This is a genomic window from Arthrobacter sp. Y3223065, assembly GCF_059090885.1.
This window is the reverse complement of sequence record NZ_JBNHGC010000007.1, coordinates 174,486-189,494: the sequence shown is the minus strand read 5'-3', so window position 1 is coordinate 189,494 and position 15,009 is coordinate 174,486. Positions and strand designations below refer to the sequence as shown.

14 protein-coding genes are annotated in these 15,009 nt (G+C 66.6%); 5 read left to right on the top strand and 9 right to left on the bottom strand.

Annotated features, from left to right (window positions below; genetic code table 11):
- Positions 1-156: 156 nt before the first annotated feature.
- Positions 157-792: a nucleoside/nucleotide kinase family protein gene (locus AC5RUK_RS17015; protein WP_494152920.1), complete on the bottom strand. Its 636-nt coding sequence runs from the start codon at positions 790-792 to the stop codon at positions 157-159.
- A 694-nt stretch (positions 793-1,486) separates the two neighbouring features.
- On the opposite strand from AC5RUK_RS17015, the gene AC5RUK_RS17010 reads away from it, so the two are divergent.
- Entirely contained in the window at positions 1,487-1,792 is a 306-nt protein-coding gene (locus tag AC5RUK_RS17010) for a hypothetical protein (protein ID WP_494108371.1), read from the top strand.
- Positions 1,793-1,898: 106 nt separating this feature from the next.
- Here AC5RUK_RS17010 and AC5RUK_RS17005 read toward each other — a convergent pair whose 3' ends face one another.
- Positions 1,899-2,087, bottom strand: a complete 189-nt coding sequence (locus AC5RUK_RS17005; protein ID WP_493987592.1) for a hypothetical protein — start codon at positions 2,085-2,087, stop codon at positions 1,899-1,901.
- Between the two features lie 849 nt (positions 2,088-2,936).
- Here AC5RUK_RS17005 and AC5RUK_RS17000 point away from each other — a divergent pair.
- Positions 2,937-3,965: a GmrSD restriction endonuclease domain-containing protein gene (locus AC5RUK_RS17000; RefSeq protein WP_494152919.1), complete on the top strand. Its 1,029-nt coding sequence runs from the start codon at positions 2,937-2,939 to the stop codon at positions 3,963-3,965.
- A 72-nt stretch (positions 3,966-4,037) separates the two neighbouring features.
- Here AC5RUK_RS17000 and AC5RUK_RS16995 read toward each other — a convergent pair whose 3' ends face one another.
- The gene (locus AC5RUK_RS16995; protein WP_494152918.1) at positions 4,038-5,642 is read right to left on the bottom strand and encodes a phospholipase D family protein; all 1,605 of its coding nucleotides are present in this window, start codon (positions 5,640-5,642) and stop codon (positions 4,038-4,040) included.
- 179 nt (positions 5,643-5,821) lie between these two features.
- Entirely contained in the window at positions 5,822-6,424 is a 603-nt protein-coding gene (locus tag AC5RUK_RS16990; RefSeq protein ID WP_494108368.1) for an NADPH-dependent FMN reductase, read from the bottom strand.
- 316 nt (positions 6,425-6,740) lie between these two features.
- On the opposite strand from AC5RUK_RS16990, the gene AC5RUK_RS16985 reads away from it, so the two are divergent.
- Positions 6,741-7,259 (top strand): hemerythrin domain-containing protein, encoded by a 519-nt coding sequence (locus AC5RUK_RS16985; RefSeq protein ID WP_494152917.1) that lies wholly within the window; start codon positions 6,741-6,743, stop codon positions 7,257-7,259.
- A 40-nt stretch (positions 7,260-7,299) separates the two neighbouring features.
- A complete protein-coding gene (locus tag AC5RUK_RS16980; RefSeq protein WP_493987597.1) occupies positions 7,300-7,464 on the top strand; it encodes a hypothetical protein in 165 nt (54 codons plus the stop codon).
- 79 nt (positions 7,465-7,543) lie between these two features.
- Here AC5RUK_RS16980 and AC5RUK_RS16975 read toward each other — a convergent pair whose 3' ends face one another.
- The 5 genes from AC5RUK_RS16975 to AC5RUK_RS16955 all read right to left on the bottom strand — a co-directional run bounded on the left by AC5RUK_RS16975 (position 7,544) and on the right by AC5RUK_RS16955 (position 13,267).
- The gene (locus AC5RUK_RS16975; protein ID WP_494108366.1) at positions 7,544-8,821 is read right to left on the bottom strand and encodes a CAP domain-containing protein; all 1,278 of its coding nucleotides are present in this window, start codon (positions 8,819-8,821) and stop codon (positions 7,544-7,546) included.
- Between the two features lie 290 nt (positions 8,822-9,111).
- Entirely contained in the window at positions 9,112-10,149 is a 1,038-nt protein-coding gene (locus tag AC5RUK_RS16970) for an LLM class flavin-dependent oxidoreductase (RefSeq protein ID WP_494152916.1), read from the bottom strand.
- Between the two features lie 78 nt (positions 10,150-10,227).
- Positions 10,228-11,646, bottom strand: coding sequence for a lipase maturation factor family protein (locus tag AC5RUK_RS16965; protein ID WP_494152915.1), 1,419 nt, complete (start codon positions 11,644-11,646; stop codon positions 10,228-10,230).
- A gap of 117 nt (positions 11,647-11,763) precedes the next feature.
- Positions 11,764-11,865 (bottom strand): MFS transporter small subunit, encoded by a 102-nt coding sequence (locus AC5RUK_RS16960; RefSeq protein WP_493968694.1) that lies wholly within the window; start codon positions 11,863-11,865, stop codon positions 11,764-11,766.
- A 1-nt stretch (position 11,866) separates the two neighbouring features.
- Positions 11,867-13,267 (bottom strand): OFA family MFS transporter, encoded by a 1,401-nt coding sequence (locus tag AC5RUK_RS16955; RefSeq protein ID WP_493987601.1) that lies wholly within the window; start codon positions 13,265-13,267, stop codon positions 11,867-11,869.
- 155 nt (positions 13,268-13,422) lie between these two features.
- Here AC5RUK_RS16955 and AC5RUK_RS16950 point away from each other — a divergent pair, with 155 nt between their 5' ends.
- Positions 13,423-14,952: a sialidase family protein gene (locus AC5RUK_RS16950; RefSeq protein WP_493987602.1), complete on the top strand. Its 1,530-nt coding sequence runs from the start codon at positions 13,423-13,425 to the stop codon at positions 14,950-14,952.
- Positions 14,953-15,009 lie beyond the last annotated feature (57 nt).

Sequence of the window (15,009 nt, the reverse complement as noted above, 5' to 3'; positions counted from 1 at the left end):
CAAGGGGACGCTGTTGCAAGGACTAATCCGGTGCTGTCCACCTCCTGCCCGTAGGTCGTTCTCCGGAAGATGAGTCCAGCCCGCGGTTACCCTGTCCATCCCTAGGGGCGTTCTGCGTATTACCTGAGATGTCTGAACGTGTCCGCGCCGAAACACTCAGTGCCCGCAAAGCTGCTCTTGGCTTGGTGTGACCGCTCCTTCCCAGAGTTCTTTGCTTCTGCCCCTTCCTGCGTTGGCTATGGCGATGGTCAGCCTGGAGAGTACCTCCGCCGGCGTACCATCGGAGGCCAGCTCGGTGAAGTGCGCGTATTCAGGAAGCGAACGGTAGGCGGCGCGGAACGAGTTGAGGTCGTACAGAGTTTCCTTGTCCGTTCCGCGTGCCAAGACTCGGCGATGCGCCTGTTCAGGGTCGATCACGAGGTGGATGATCAGGTCAGGTTTTGGGAGCTTCCTGAGGAGGAAGGGAAGAAGGCTTCCCCGGGGAAGGCCCCGCGCCTGCCGCAACGCCAACTGGCAGTGCAGGTGACGGTCCATGATCACCAAGCCCGGATAGTTGCGGATCCGGGCATGGGAGATCAGCACATTGCCAGTGCGGATTATTGTCTCCACCGCATCCGCAAACCGCGGAGGAATCCGGACCCCGCACCGAGTGCTAAGCAGTGCTAACCTGCGCCGGCCGGCGTAATTCCCGAGCAGGAGTGCGTCCTTGCCGTCTCGCCGTGCGGCAGCAACCATTGCTCGCCCGGCCGTTGTTTTTCCCGAGCCATCAATCCCCGTCAAAACAACCAGCAAGATACCTCCTCCTCCTCATAATGCGCTCCAGCGGCACCCGGGTCCGACGCTCACAACTGCGGCGAAGTCCGTCATTGGGAAGGCGCCACGACACCCATACGCCCCGGGAGGTGTGGGGCGACGCTTATCAACACCGGACTGCCCCAAGCCTGCAGGCCCGCAGGAGTGCACCCATTACTCCAACGGTTAGTGCCGCTGAGTCGTCCCCACCGGCACCTGATGCGCCGTTGTCTCTGCTGCGGGTAGATACGCACGGTCCCTGCAGCGATGTAGTTTTCACCGTGGCGGTGATAATGGGAATTATCGGAGCAACATCTCCAGTGCGCTCGTTCCTGCGGGAGTAACCTGTTGGTCACGATCCCCCGTCGCTCAGGTACGCAGGCCGGTCCTATGGAAACCGGGGGCGGTGACTACCAGGGCTATGGCCAGCAGCACGACTGGCATGGCACGGTGAACCGAACGCGAGAGGCGCTCCCCGAAAACGTTTACGGCGGCGCCACCGCGGATTTCTGTGTAGCGAATGAAGTAGAGCGCTGCAGTGTAGTGATTTTCAGGCCCGGGCCCGATCATTGTCGGCTCTCTGCATAAACCGATGATCTGGTTGGCTGGTGCTTGGTGTGGGCCGCTGCTGGCCTACCAGCAGATTGGTATAGCCTTCTTCTGAGCTTGACCCTCCCGACAGATTGGACCAGTCGTGCAGACTGAACGACTTCACGCACAAGCAGCGGAACAGAAGACGGGCAAGCTTGCCTTGGGACTATCTCTCCTGGGCCTGGCACTCTTCCTGGCCGGCCTGCTGCTGCCGACGGCCTGGGCGCTCATGTGGGCGTCGTTGCTGCCGTTGCTGGCAGGCCTGATCGCAGGCCTCTTGGCGCTCTCGAAGAATGCGGGCAGGAAACCGGGAGTCTGGGCAATCGTCATCGCCATGCTGCCGATTCTCGCGGCGGCCGTCTTTGGTGGGCTCGTGTGGATGGCGCTCTCCAGCGTTTCCTTCCTTTAGCACAAGCCCCGCACCGAGCGGGGCTTCTTTGTGCCGCCGCAGAGGAAGTCGACGGTGACGCCTTAGGGGCTCCAACGGATTGCCGTGCGCCGCCAACGGACTGTCCCTAGGCTGCCTTGGCGGCTTGCACCTCTGGGCAGGGCCATTCAACGAGCCGGACGAAGTTGCCATCCTCGTCATAGCAGCAGTCCTCGCAGATCACCGGTGCGGGCAGTTCGTCGCAGGCATCGCAGCGGCCGCACGAGTTTGAATCCATAAAGTCGATTCCGATGCCGCGGGAATGTGTCTTGGCCATCTCGTCCTCCTTTTCTCCATCTGAAGTTGCTGCCAACCTAACACCGGCCTCTGACAGGATCGGAGATTTCAACCGGCGTTGTCGGGACCGGCCGGGATGCGGGGCACCGAAGGCAGAGCGACTTATCCTAGGGCGCCCTTGTGGGTTAGGAAGGGCGTCACGGTAACCCTCTGCCGTCGCCGGACTGGCTCTAAATTGAGGCGGCGCGAGGCACCGCCGTCACCGATCCCTGGGCTGGCAGCTCAACCCATTGTGTGCCCGCCAATCGGCGCCTACCCTAAAAGCCAAGGGTAGGAGTTGGCCATGGAAGTCACCCTTTTCGTTATCGACGTCGTACTCGCCTTTGCCCCTTTTATGGTGCTGGTGCTCGTGCCGAATCGACGCGAAGGCAGACCCACGGCACCGCACCGTCGCTCCCCTTCCGGCTTGGCAGCTTCCCGACGGGCCAGGAAGAAGGTAGCCCCGGAAGGGACCGGGAATCCACTCCTCCCAGCGCCGTCGGGTGTCGGTGGAGGAACCGCGGCGACAGTGCAACTGCGGCCAACCCGGCGGCCCACCCGACCGAGGTTCCGCCGAGGCCCAGGACGGCACGCCCGGGGACCGCGATGAACGGAAGCATGGTGCCGTTGTGCTGAACACCTGCCATTGTGCTCGCCTTGTGTGCCTTCCCAGCCCGCTACGCCCCTGAACCCGCGGAACCGATCCCTGTCGGCGGCCTCTTCCATGACCGCGAAGACTATTGATCCGTGAATTAGCGATTCCCTTCCGTTCTCGTCCACCTTCATATGCTTGACCCTCCGGCGTGTCAGCCGGGACGCGGTGAGGCATCTGCCGTAGACATGAAGGGACATGGAGAAGAAGAAGAAGCCCCTCGCACTGGCCGGACTGGCGCTGGCCGTTCTGTTATCCGCCTGTACCTCGCCCGCTGAAGCGGATCAGCGCCTGGCCGGCCCCACCATCGAGGTGACCGGCAGCCCCGAACCGACCCTGGTTCCCGAAACCACGGAACCGGCCAAAAAGACGGAGGAGCCCAAGGCCCCACAATCCAAGGAACCCGCAGAGGAGCCTGCCGCCGCCGGCACCGCCTTGGAACAACTGGACGGCATCGCCATCAAAGGCCGCGCCCCGAAGACCGGATACTCACGAGATCAGTTCGGTGACGGCTGGCTGGATCCGGACCGTAACGGCTGCGACGCGCGCAATGACATCCTCCAGCGCGATCTGGAATACACGGTTCTCAAGGCCGGCGGCTGTGTGGTCACCTCAGGGGTGCTGGCCGATCCTTTCACAGCCACGACCATTGACTTCGTCCGCGGCAATAAGACCAGCACCGCCGTCCAGATCGACCACGTTGTCTCCCTCTCGGACGCTTGGCAGAAGGGTGCCCAGCAGTTGGCCAAGAACCAGCGTGAAGTCTTCGCCAACGACCCGCTGAACCTGCTTGCGGTCGACGGGCCCACCAACGGCTCCAAGTCCGACGGCGATGCCGCGACCTGGCTGCCTCCGAACAAGTCGTTCCGCTGCGAGTACGTGGCCCTGCAGACTGCCGTCAAAGCCAAGTATGGACTCTGGATGACCCAGGCAGAGCACGACGCCATCAAGAACATCCTCTCCAGCTCCTGCCCGGACCAGCCGGTCCCGACCGACGGGGGAGTAGACGTGCCCGTGGCAGCCGCGACGGCGGCACCCAAGCCGGTACCAGCGCCGGAGCAACAGCCTGTACCGGCACCCATCCAGGAGGCGCCGGCCGGCGGGAACGTGTTCTACAAGAACTGCACCGCCGTGAAGGAAGCCGGTGCGGCCCCGATCCGGGCCGGCGACCCCGGCTGGGACACCAAATTCGACCGCGACGGCGATGGAGTCGGCTGCGAGAGCTGAGGCGGGCGGATTGAATCCCCGGACACATGATTTCCAGGAAGGGCCGACGCCCCCGAACCGGCGGGAGGGCTGTCAGTAGCGGCGTCGCAGTCTCATCCGGAGGGGGCGGCCGTCGGGGTCGAAGAGGAGGCGGTAGGCCGGGGCTGCGAACCGGCGCTGCCAGGGTGACCCCTTTGCCGGGATATGGCAGCGCAGCCGTCCCTGCGGCCGCGGGAGCAAGCGGCCCGCACGATACCAAGCGTCGAGCTCGTCGGCGCTTGAGCGGACGGCGCGGACCGCCTCGCGGGGATCGAGGAGGTCGGCGTTATTGCCGGGAACGCGTCCCAGATGTTCGCAGAGCAGCCGCAGGCGCAGGTCGCGGGCGAACGGGCGGGCGCCGTCGCCAAGTTTGGCCGGGTCTGCCGGGTGCCTTGGGTCGCGCTGTTCGTCCAGCACGGCGGCCGTGAGTTCGGAATCGTGGCTCCAGGATCGCCGGTTCAGGTTGGCGCTGCCCACGGCGGCCCAGACGTCGTCGACCACGCAGACTTTCGAGTGGACGTAGATCGGCCAGCCGCTCCCGTTTTCGATGTCCAGCATCAATAGCCGGTCGCCTCCGGCCTCGCGGACCATGCGCCAGGACAAGCCCTGGCCGAACAGCGCCGGTGGAACCTTAAGCCTGCCCTCCTGGTCCGGGAACCGGGGGCAGACGGCGATGACATGGAGGCCGGGATTGCGGCGCAGGGCTTCCGCGAAGACCCGGCCGACGTCGGCCGACCACAGATACTGGTCCTCCACGTACACCAGCTGTCGTGCTCGTTGCAGCGCCTTCGCGTACTCGCGGGCCACACTGCGCTCCCCATCGGGTGCGAACGGGTACCCCGGGGAGCGCGTGGGGTAGGTGCGCAGCAACTGCACGTGGCAGTGGCCCGCGGCCGGCGGTGCCGGCCGCTCTGGAGGCAAGGGGGAGGCCTTCTGCGGCAGGCCGCGGATCACGTCTGGCAGCCGGTGCCAGGGCAAGCGCGTCGTCGGTGCGGGATCGTCCCAGCGCTCTCGAAACACCTTTTCCACTTCGAGGACGACCGGTCCGCGCAGCAGCAGCTGGACGTCGTGCCACGCTGGAGTTGGTCCGTAGGCGCTGGCGAAGTTGCGGGGCTGCGGGTCCCCCTGATGCGTCTCGTCGTCGCCGCGGGAACGGGCTAAATCCATCCCACCCACGAAGGCGACGTCCGTGCCGGGATGGGCCCCGTGCCGGATGACCACGAATTTTTGGTGGTGGCTGCCGAACCGGCGAACGCGGTGGTCGAGCAGCATCTCGGCGCCCGATGCGTTGATGTGGGTGGCCAACGCCCGGTTCTGTCTCAACGTGCCCACTACCCAGGAGTGATGGGATCGCCAGAGCAGCCCCTTCACCTGTGCTCCGCGCCGCGCGCTGCGGCTCAGCGCTTCCGCCACGGTCAGGTCGGCGGTGAGGAGCTCGTCGGCGTCCATGCGCCACCCGGCCACGAGGATTAGGTCCCCTGGCCCTGTCGCATCCAGCTCGGCGGCCAGGAGCGGGAAATACTCTCGGCCGTGCAGCAGCACGCGCACCTCGTTACCGGCTGACCACGGGAGCAACCGCGTAGCGTCGTTGCCCCGCTCGGTTCGCGACAGCAGCCATTGGTCGAAGCACGGGTCGTTGGCTCCTCCCGCCAGTCTCATCCCAGCATCATGCCCGCCCGTCCGGCACCGGGCAATGCACAGTCCTGCGGACAGGTCCGTGATGCCCCACCCAGGCTCGGCTCAGCGGCCCAATGAGTCCGATAAGTGCTCCCATCGACAGCGTTGCCAGGTTGTTGCCGCAGTCGGCGACGGAGACGACCGCATCTACGGTTGTGGTGTCATTTGCGGGATTCGGGGTCCTCGTCGCCGATGTGTCCGGCGGCGTTGGCGTCGAGGACGCGCTGGACGAACGCGGAGTACTCCTCCATATAGTGGCGCAGGAAGGCCTGCGTGGACTCATCCCTGACGTCGCCGTCGTCGCCGTAAACGTCCGGATTGAAGCTGATGTAGGCCTCGGGCGCGTTGAGCTGCGGGGCGTCGAGGAAGCTGAGAACACTGCGCATGTTCGACTGCATGACGGCGGTTCCGATGCCGCCCGGGGAAGCGCCGATGATGCCGGTGGGTTTGCGGGCGAAGGAGTTGGTGCCCCACGGGCGGGATCCCCAGTCGATGGCGTTCTTCAAGGCGCCGGGGATGGACCGGTTGTATTCGGGCGAGATGAATAGGATGCCGTCCGAGGCCTCTACCGCTTCCTTCAGCGCCCGGCCCTCGGCGGGGTAGTCCGCGTCGTAATCCGAGTTGTAGAGGGGGAGGTCCCGGATGGGGATCTCGTTGAATTCCAGACCCTCCGGGGCGAGCTTGATCAGCGCCTTCGAGAGGGTGCGGTTGATGGAGCCGCTGGCCAGGCTCCCGACAAAGTATCCGATCCGATAGTTGGGCATGACGATTTTTCCTTCCAGTCAGCCAGCCGGAACCGGCTTTCTTCCTGTGGCCGCAAGGACCCGGGCCCGGCTAATGTCAGGCCACTCCCGTACTAGCACGGCGTGCCGTGCACCACCAGACCAGCCGTCCGGAACAGGGTCCGGCCATCGGAAAGATCCTCTGCGCTTTTCCGGAGAGAAGCACAGCTGAGCGGCAGCCCTCGGGGGACGAATGCACGGGGGCTGGCCGGACCCTCGACAGCCCGGCTGCCCCCGTCGAGAATGGACAGACCCGGCCCGCCTGCAGGCGGGCACACCTCGATCGGAGGAGCACGCGGTGACCGAAAGCAATGTCGAGGCAGAGAGCACGGCCGCGACCGCCGTCGTTCGCCACCACACCGAGATGCTGGCCCGGCTGCAGGCAACGACGGCGGAGCTCACCCGGGGCCTCGACACCGGAGACGAAGACACCGTCTACAACGCGCACGGCATCCTGCTGGAGTGGGGCGAACGGGAAATGTTGCCGCACAACGAGTTGGAAGAAGCCAAACTGTTCGGGCCGGCCGGTGCGACCGGGGAAGCCCGGCTCCTGGTGGAGTCGCTGCTGACTGACCACAAGGCGCTGGCCTCGCTGCTGGATGAGCTGCGGGGAGCCGAAGGACTTGAGGCGGCCACGGTTGCCGCGTCGATGCGCAGCGTGTTCGCCCTGCACATCGAAAAGGAGAACAGGCTACTGGTGCCTTTCATCGCCCGGACTCCGGACTTGTCCCTGTCCACTGCGGTGGAAGGCCTGGTGGAACTCGTCGGCGAGGCCCATGTGCATGCGCCGGACGAGAGCAAGCACGCCCACGGCTGAGGGCCTGCAGGCAGTAAGCGTCACGGAAGGGAGCAATGCTGTGAGCGAAGACCGCCCCGAACTGGATCCGGACATCCCGCAGAACGAAGACGGCATCGTCATCGAACCCGGATCGGAAATCGACCGGGACCTCGAAGCCAAACTGCCGGCGGACAGGGACGGCGCGGGACCGGAAGGGGAGCAGCCCGAGGGCCAGGAAGACTAGCCCGACAGGACCAGCCCCGCGCTCGCCGGCCAGGAGCACGGCTGGACGCCGCGGGCTTCGGGCCTCCGGCGCTCGCGGGTCAGCTGCCGATGATCAGGGTCTGCCAGCCGCCGACGCCGATGACCGCCCGCGAGCCAAGCTTGTTGGTCAACACCGGGTAGTGGTACAGGTTGCCGCGGGTGTCGCGTGCCAGCACACCTTGCTTTCCGTCGCCCAGATGGTCCCGGATCAGGGACAGGTGGGTCATCGCGTTCCAACCGGAGGAACTGATGATCCGCCGGGTCTCGGAGATGAATTTGCCAGCGCCGTTGGAGCGGTACAGCTTGAGCTGGCCCTGGGGCGTCTTGGCGACCACGTCCATCTTGGCGTCGCCGTCGATGTCGGCCGTGAAGATCGGCAGGGACTTCCAGCCGGTGCCCAGTAGCGTGCGGCTGCCGTGCTTGAGCCCGGCCGGGTTCGGGTAATAGTAGAGTCGGCCGGTGTCCGTGTGGCGGGCCAGCAGTGCAGGGTAGGGGTCGGCCTGTTTCCACGCGGTGACGGTGACGTCGTAGCTGCCCCAGCCGGAAGCCCCGATGGTGGCTGCATTTTCCAGCCCGCCGTCCGGCTTGCCGAAGTGCGCCGTCAGTTTGCCGGACTTCCAACGCACCACCACATCGAGCACGCCGTCGGCGTTCCAGTCGGCCACCTGCACCTGTGCCACACCCTTGAACCCGCCCGCGACATACCGGCGCTTATAGAGGTCGTGCCCCTTGGCCGAGTCGTAGGCGTAGAGGTTCCCTGCGGAGTCGACGGCTGCGACATCGCCGTGCTGGAAGCTGGCCCGGACCATGCCCGGATGCGGCGGCAGTGTTGCCCGGGTGGTCGCGTAGCCGGCGATGTTCGCGACGGCCACGTACATCCCGTACCAGTCCTTGTGCGTGGTCTTCATGTACCCGATGCCGATGTCGGTGGCATTGGGGCTGAGCAGGCCGGCCCGGTGGGCGGGGGAGTTCATCCACCAGTCCACAACCTGCCGGGCGTTGTTGTTGATCGCGATGTTCTCGGTGTACCAGTCGAAACCGCGCGGGATTTGCATGCTTCCGTAGCCCGGGCGATGGATCTTGTTCATGTCCAGCGTGTTCTTGTTGATCCGCGTGTTCAGTTCCTCGGACCATTGCTGGGCGACATTGCCGACGTTCTGGTTCCAGACCACCGGCGATAAGCCGTTCTGCGCGCGGTAAAGGTTGGTCAGCCGCAGCACCTCGGCAACGAAGGGATCCTGGGCGGTACGGGTTACCGCCGCAGCCGGCGAAAGTCCGGCGAAAGCGAGGGCGAGCAGCAGGACGGTTGCGATGAATGGTTTAACAAGAAGGCGCACATCATTCAGGGTACGGGTTGAACGTTAAATGCACGACGGCGGGACCCCGGCAAAGGTCCCGCACTCCAAAAAAGCACTAACAAGGCAAGGGACGACGACGGCGGGAGTCTTTCCCGCGAAGCCTCCCGCCGCCGTCGGACGCTAAGGCGTGCCGAGCCGGTATCTCGTTCCGATCCCGGCAGCCTTAGGGTTTGTTCCGCCAGCTATGGCCCGGGTTGGCGGGCTTTGGCGCCTGCCTCGCCGGATTGCGCGCCTGCCCGCGCCGGCTTTGGCGCTCGCCCCGCCGGCGCCTACTCCGCCAGCTGCTCCCGCACCAGCGGGGCCACCTTGGTGCCGTAGAGCTCGATGGAGTTCATCAGCTTCTCGTGCGGGAGGGTGCCCAGGCTGTACTTCATGTCCCAGCGGGACAGGCCCAGGCCCTTGGCGACCTTCACGATCTTGGTGGCAACGGTCTCCGGGGAGCCGACGAACAGGGCGCCGTCCGGGCCCGCCTCGGCTTCGAACTGGCCGCGGGTCATCCGGCTCCAGCCGCGCTCGCGGCCGATCCGCTCCTGCATGTCCGCATAAGGCAGCCACATCTCCTCGCGGGCCTGCTCGTCCGTGTCCGCGATGTAGCCGGGGGAGTGCGCCCCGATGGGCAGCGCCGGCTTTTCGAACTGGTCCAGCGCCCGCTGGTAGAGCTCGGTGAAGGGGGCGAAGTTCATCGGTGCCCCGCCGATGATGGCCAGCATCAGCGGCAGGCCGTAGTGGGCCGCGCGGACCACCGACTGCGGGGTGCCGCCGACGGCGATCCAGGTTTTCAGGCTGCCGGACGCCGTGGGCGGGTAGATCCGCTTGTTGTCCAGCCGCGGCCGGGTGCGGCCGGCCCAGGTGACGGGCTCTTCCTTGAGCAGTTCGGTGAAGAGGTGGAGCTTCTCGTCGAAGAGGACGTCGTAGTCGGCCAGGTCCAGGCCGAACAGGGGGAAGGACTCCGTGAAGGAGCCGCGGCCCAGGATGACTTCGGCGCGGCCGTTCGAGGCGGCGTCCAGGGTGGAGAAGCGCTGGAACACCCGGACGGGGTCGTCGGAGCTGAGCACGGTCACGGCCGAGCCCAGGCGGATACGGCTGGTCTGGCCGGCGATCGCGGCCAGCACCACGTCCGGAGCGGACACGGCGAAGTCCTCGCGGTGGTGTTCACCGATGCCGACGAAGTCCAGGCCCACCTCGTCGGCCAGCTTGGCTTCCGCGATGACGTTCCGGATGACCTCATCGTGCGCCAGGAGCCGCCCGTCGGCCCCGGTGGTGACGTCCCCGAAGGTGTCCAGCCCGAGTTCGATTGTTTGTGCCACGCGGTGGCCGCCTTTCGTTGGTGTCGAGGCATATATGCGTATGCATGTTGTACTGGGGCAACCGCGGACAGGCCGGGGTTATTCCGCGGCGCGCGGGCGGGAGAGCGGCGGCACCAGCTGCCCGGACTCGCGCCGGATCCACCACTGTCCGGTGCTGCGTTTTTCCGCCCAGGTGGAAAACCGGTAGTGGTAGAGCGTTGCCCGCACAAAGGCCGGTGATACTCCGCCGAACGGATCGTGCCGGAGCAGCTTCAGCGTGGCCTTGTCGGCTTCCAGCAGCCGCCGCAGCAGCGGGATGAACCAGTTTTCGCCGCGGGAGCCCAGCGCCAAGAACCACATCAACCAGTCCAGCCTCAGGTGGTACGGCGCGAACTGCCGCGGCATCCGCCGCGGGTCTCCGGGCTTGCCCTTGAACCCGTACTCGCGCCAGTGGACGCCGTCGGCGGACCCTTCCACCGCCACTTCGTAACGCTCCCGGGTGATGGACCCAAAGGCGCCGTAGGCGTTGGCCAGATGCCAGCTGTTGAAACTGGCGTTCATCAGCTGGTGCCGGCTGAACAGGTTCTTCAGCGGCCAGTAGCTCAGGTACACCAGCAGGGCGCAGACCGCGAGCACCACCACGGTGAACCACACCGGTTCCTGCTGGTACTCCGGCGTGAAGTCACCCACCGGCAGGATGGCCTGCACCGCGTCGTCGGACACCGCCGAGAAGGCGAGCAGGATGGTCAGGGTGTTCAACCAGGCGAAATTGCCGGACACCACGAGCCACAGCTGCGTGATGATCACGACCGCGGCCGCCATGCTGCCCACCGGCTGCGGGAAGAACAGGAAGAACGGCACCACCAGCTGGGCGAAGTGGTTGCCGGCCACCTCCACCTTGTGCAGCGGTTTGGGCAGGTGGTGGAAAAACCAGCTGGCCGGATTGGGCATCGGCTGGGTCTCGTGGTGGTAGTACAGGGCGGTCAGGTCTCGCCAGACCGGGTCGCCGCGCATCTTGATCATGCCGGCGCCGAACTCCAGGCGGAACACCAGCCAGATGAACAGCCACAGCACCGGGGCCGGGGGTGCTACCCGATCCGAGCCCAAAAAGGCGGCGAGGAAGCCGGCCTCCAGCAGCAGCGTCTCCCAGCCGAAGCCGTAGAAGGTCTGGCCCACATTCACGATGGACATGTACAGGAACCACAGGGCCAGGAACGCGATCAGCGGCACCCACGGCGGCCCCAGCTGCGGCAGGCCGGCCACCAACAGGGCCGCGATGACGACGCCGGACCATGCCACCGCGCGCAGCCGGCGGTCCGTGTACCCCCAGCGGAAGAGGGTGAAACCGCGCGGGGTTCTTCGCTCCAGCAACCGGGGGACGGGCAGCAGCCCGTGTTCGCCCAGCAGGGCGGGGAACTGGGCCAGGGCGGAGGCGAAGGCGATCAGGAACACCGCGGCGATGCCCCGTTGCAGCACCTGCCGCGCCAACTCGAACCCCTCGGCGCTGAACCAATCCATGGCATGTCCAACGCTACGTCCGGCCGGTTGGCTGTCAAGCAGCAGGCCCGGCTCGAAGGAGCCGGGCCTGCCGGGGGTTGCGCTTCGCCGGGGCGGCCGGCGAAGCGTGTTGAGGGATCAGCCGAAGAGTGCGGAGACCTTCAGCAGCGTCTGGCTGACGCCGTAGAGCAGCGGCACGCCGACCAGCACCCAGCCGAGGGCTACTTGGGCTTTCTTCATGTCAGGCCTCCTTCCCGGCCATCGCGGCTTCGCCGGCATCCCTTGTTGGTGCCTCGTGGTACTTGCTGTCCACCGGCTTGACCATCAGGTTGGCAATGAAGCCGATGACCAGCAGGCCCACCATGGTGAGCAGGGCCGGCTGGTAGGCCTGTGCCGTCAGCTCGCCCGGCTTGCCCTGGGCGTCCAGGAAGGCGTTCACGATCAACGGCCCGGCGATGCCGGCGGCGGACCATGCCGTGAGCAGGCGGCCGTGGATGGCGCCTACTTGGAAGGTGCCGAACAGGTCGCGCAGGTAAGCCGGAACGGTGGCGAAACCGCCGCCGTAGAAGCTGATGATCACGGCTGCCAGCAGCACGTACAGCCCGGTGGAGGTGTAGCCGAACAGCGCAAGCACCACATACAGGGCGGCGCCGACGCCCAGGTACAGCATGTAGTTGTTCTTGCGGCCCAGGTAGTCGGAGGTGGTGGACCAGACAAACCGGCCGCCCATGTTCGCAATCGAGAGCAGCCCCACGAACCCGGCCGCAACGCCCGCCGACACCAGCGAAACGCCGTCGGGTTGGCGGAAGAAGTCCTGGATCATCGGGGAGGCCTGCTCCAGGATGCCGATGCCTGCCGTGACGTTGCAGAACAGGGCGATCCAGACCAGCCAGAACTGGCGGGTCTTGATGGCATTTTTCGCCGAGACATTTGCCGTGGTGACCAGGGCCTTGGCCTTGACCTTGGAGGCGTCGAAGCCTTCCGGCTTCCAGTCGGCCGCCGGAACCTTGATCGTGAAGGCACCGAACAGCATGTAGGCCAGGTACACCACGGCCAGGGTCAGGAACAGCTTGCCGACGGCGTCGCCGCTGGCTACCCAGCCCGGGGTCCCGTCGAAACTGGGGTCGTAGAACTGCAGCAGTGCGGTTGAAACCGGGCTCGCGATCAGCGCGCCGCCGCCAAAGCCCATGATCGCCATGCCGGTGGCCAGGCCCGGGCGGTCCGGGAACCACTTAATCAGGGTGGATACCGGGGAGATGTAGCCAATGCCCAGGCCGATGCCGCCGATCACGCCGTAGCCGAGATAGACCAGCCAGAGCTGTTCGGTGAAGATGCCCAGCGAGCCGACCAGGAACCCGGAGCTCCAGAACAAGGCGGACGTGAACATCGCCATGCGCGGACCGTTGCGGTCCACCCAGGTGCCCATGATGGCCGCGGAGAGCCCGAGCATCACCATGGCGATGGAGAAGATGATGCCGATCTCGGTCAGGCTCACGTCGAAGTGGGCGACCAGGGCGTTCTTGTACACGCTGGTCGCGTAGGCCTGGCCGATACACAAATGCACGGCCAGCGCCGCCGGCGGAATCAGCCAGCGGTTGAAGCCCGGAGGGGCGATCGTATGCGATCGGTCCAACCAACTCATCGTTGGGCGTCCTTTCAAAAAGTTTGGGGTGCGAGGCAAAACTACAACTTGTGTTTCAGTTCACATCCTGACCGATGGTTGGGCCAGGCAACCGGATTCGACCGGCGTGTCGTGCAGACCTGCCCTCCGGGCACGGTGAAAGGTACGGTTGAGGAATGGAACAGGTCCTCGCCGTTCGTGGCGTGGAGGGCTACCGCCAGTACCGGGCTCCGGCGCTAGCCGTGACTCCGGCAGGCAGCGCCGTGGTTGCCTATGCAGGCCTGGGCAGGCAGGGCCGGCGGCCCGCCGGGGACCTGCTGCTGCGCCGCAGTTTCGACGGCGGAGCCACCTGGGAACCGCAGCAGGTGGCGTGGGCGGACACCTCCGGGCACGCGGCCGGCGAACCGGGACTGTTCTCCGACGCCGCAACCGGGCGGATTTTCCTGGCCTTTGTCGCCGGGGCCGGCGGCGGTGACGCAGGCCCGGAGCCCGCGGCCAAGGGACGCCGCTTCGAACTCCTTTCTTCCGACGACGACGGCGGCACCTGGCAGCATCGGTCGGTCGCCCCGCGGCGGGCTTCGGACACGATCACAGCGCTGGCAGGTGCCGGCCCCGGCACGGGCCTGCATGCCGGCCGGTTTGCCGGGCGGTTGCTGGTGCAGTTCGCGGTGATGGGGGAGGGTGCGCGGGCGAGGGCGGCCTCCTGCTACAGCGACGACCACGGGGACACCTGGACCATGGGAGAGCCGCTGCCGGCACGGGCCTCCGGCCCGGTGGCCGCGGAGGACGGCGGTAGTGCCGCCGTCTGCCTGACCGACGGCCGGGTGCTGCTGCATACCTGGGCTGCGCCCCGGCGGTGGGCGGCGGTCTCGGACGACGGCGGGCACAGCTATGGGCCGCTGCAGCCGGTCGACGAACTGCCGGATCCCGGGAGCAGTGGTACCCTGGTCCGATTCGACGGGCTGCCGGCCCTGGGCGGGCTGGCCGCACCGGCGAGCAACCGCTGGCTGCTGGCCGCCAACTGCCAGGACCCGCTGCTGCACCGCAATGTTGTGCTAAGCCTGTCGCGGGACAACGGTCACTCCTGGCCGCACAAGCTCACGGTTCACGGGAGCGGTGCCACCGGGCCGGCCGCCGTGCGGCTGCCGGACGGCCGCATCGGAGTGCTGTACCAGCGGCACGGCGGCCGCGAGATCGTCTATGCCACGGCAGATCCGGGGCTGCTGCTGGCGGCGTGGCCGCGCGGGGCAGTCACGTCCCGGGCCGACGGCGGCGCGGGAGGGCCGAGGCCCGTGACCGGACCGCTGCCGGTGCCCGGGGACTACCCGCTGCGCTTCGACATGGTGCTGCACGCGGTCCGCAGCACGCCCGAGGGCCAGCCGGGGCCGGGCTACCGTGCCGGGGACGTGCTCGTCTTTGCCGGACGGGCAAAGATGCTGGGACCGCAGCACCTGAGGGTGCGGTTATCCGGTGGGTTCGACAACTCCGCGGATTTCCCGCCGCAGGACCTGGGGCCCGGCGGGGAAGCCCGCTTCCTCCATCCTGTCCGCACGGTGACCCGCGCGGACGTTGCGGCCGGAGGCTTGACCGTTTCCTTCACCTGCACCGCTGTCCCGGGGGACAGCCCTTCCGGTGGCGCCCCGGTGGCGAGCCTGACGCGGAAGTTCAGCATCGACGTCGTCAGCGGTGAAATCCGCGAGGCGTGACGTGCGCCTCGGCGCCATGCCGGTGACCTGCCAGCGAGGTGTGCAAGGATTTAACCC

Excerpts from the sequence above, each read along its gene's own strand:
- AC5RUK_RS17000 (WP_494152919.1), top strand. The coding sequence starts at position 2,937 with ATGGAGAAGAAGAAGAAGCCCCTCGCACTGGCCGGACTGGCGCTGGCC.
- AC5RUK_RS17005 (WP_493987592.1), bottom strand. The coding sequence starts at position 2,087 with ATGGCCAAGACACATTCCCGCGGCATCGGAATCGACTTTATGGATTCA.
- AC5RUK_RS16955 (WP_493987601.1), bottom strand. The coding sequence starts at position 13,267 with ATGAGTTGGTTGGACCGATCGCATACGATCGCCCCTCCGGGCTTCAAC.
- AC5RUK_RS16995 (WP_494152918.1), bottom strand. The coding sequence starts at position 5,642 with ATGAGACTGGCGGGAGGAGCCAACGACCCGTGCTTCGACCAATGGCTG.
- AC5RUK_RS16990 (WP_494108368.1), bottom strand. The coding sequence starts at position 6,424 with ATGCCCAACTATCGGATCGGATACTTTGTCGGGAGCCTGGCCAGCGGC.
- AC5RUK_RS16960 (WP_493968694.1), bottom strand. The coding sequence starts at position 11,865 with ATGAAGAAAGCCCAAGTAGCCCTCGGCTGGGTGCTGGTCGGCGTGCCG.
- AC5RUK_RS16965 (WP_494152915.1), bottom strand. The coding sequence starts at position 11,646 with ATGGATTGGTTCAGCGCCGAGGGGTTCGAGTTGGCGCGGCAGGTGCTG.
- AC5RUK_RS16950 (WP_493987602.1), top strand. The coding sequence starts at position 13,423 with ATGGAACAGGTCCTCGCCGTTCGTGGCGTGGAGGGCTACCGCCAGTAC.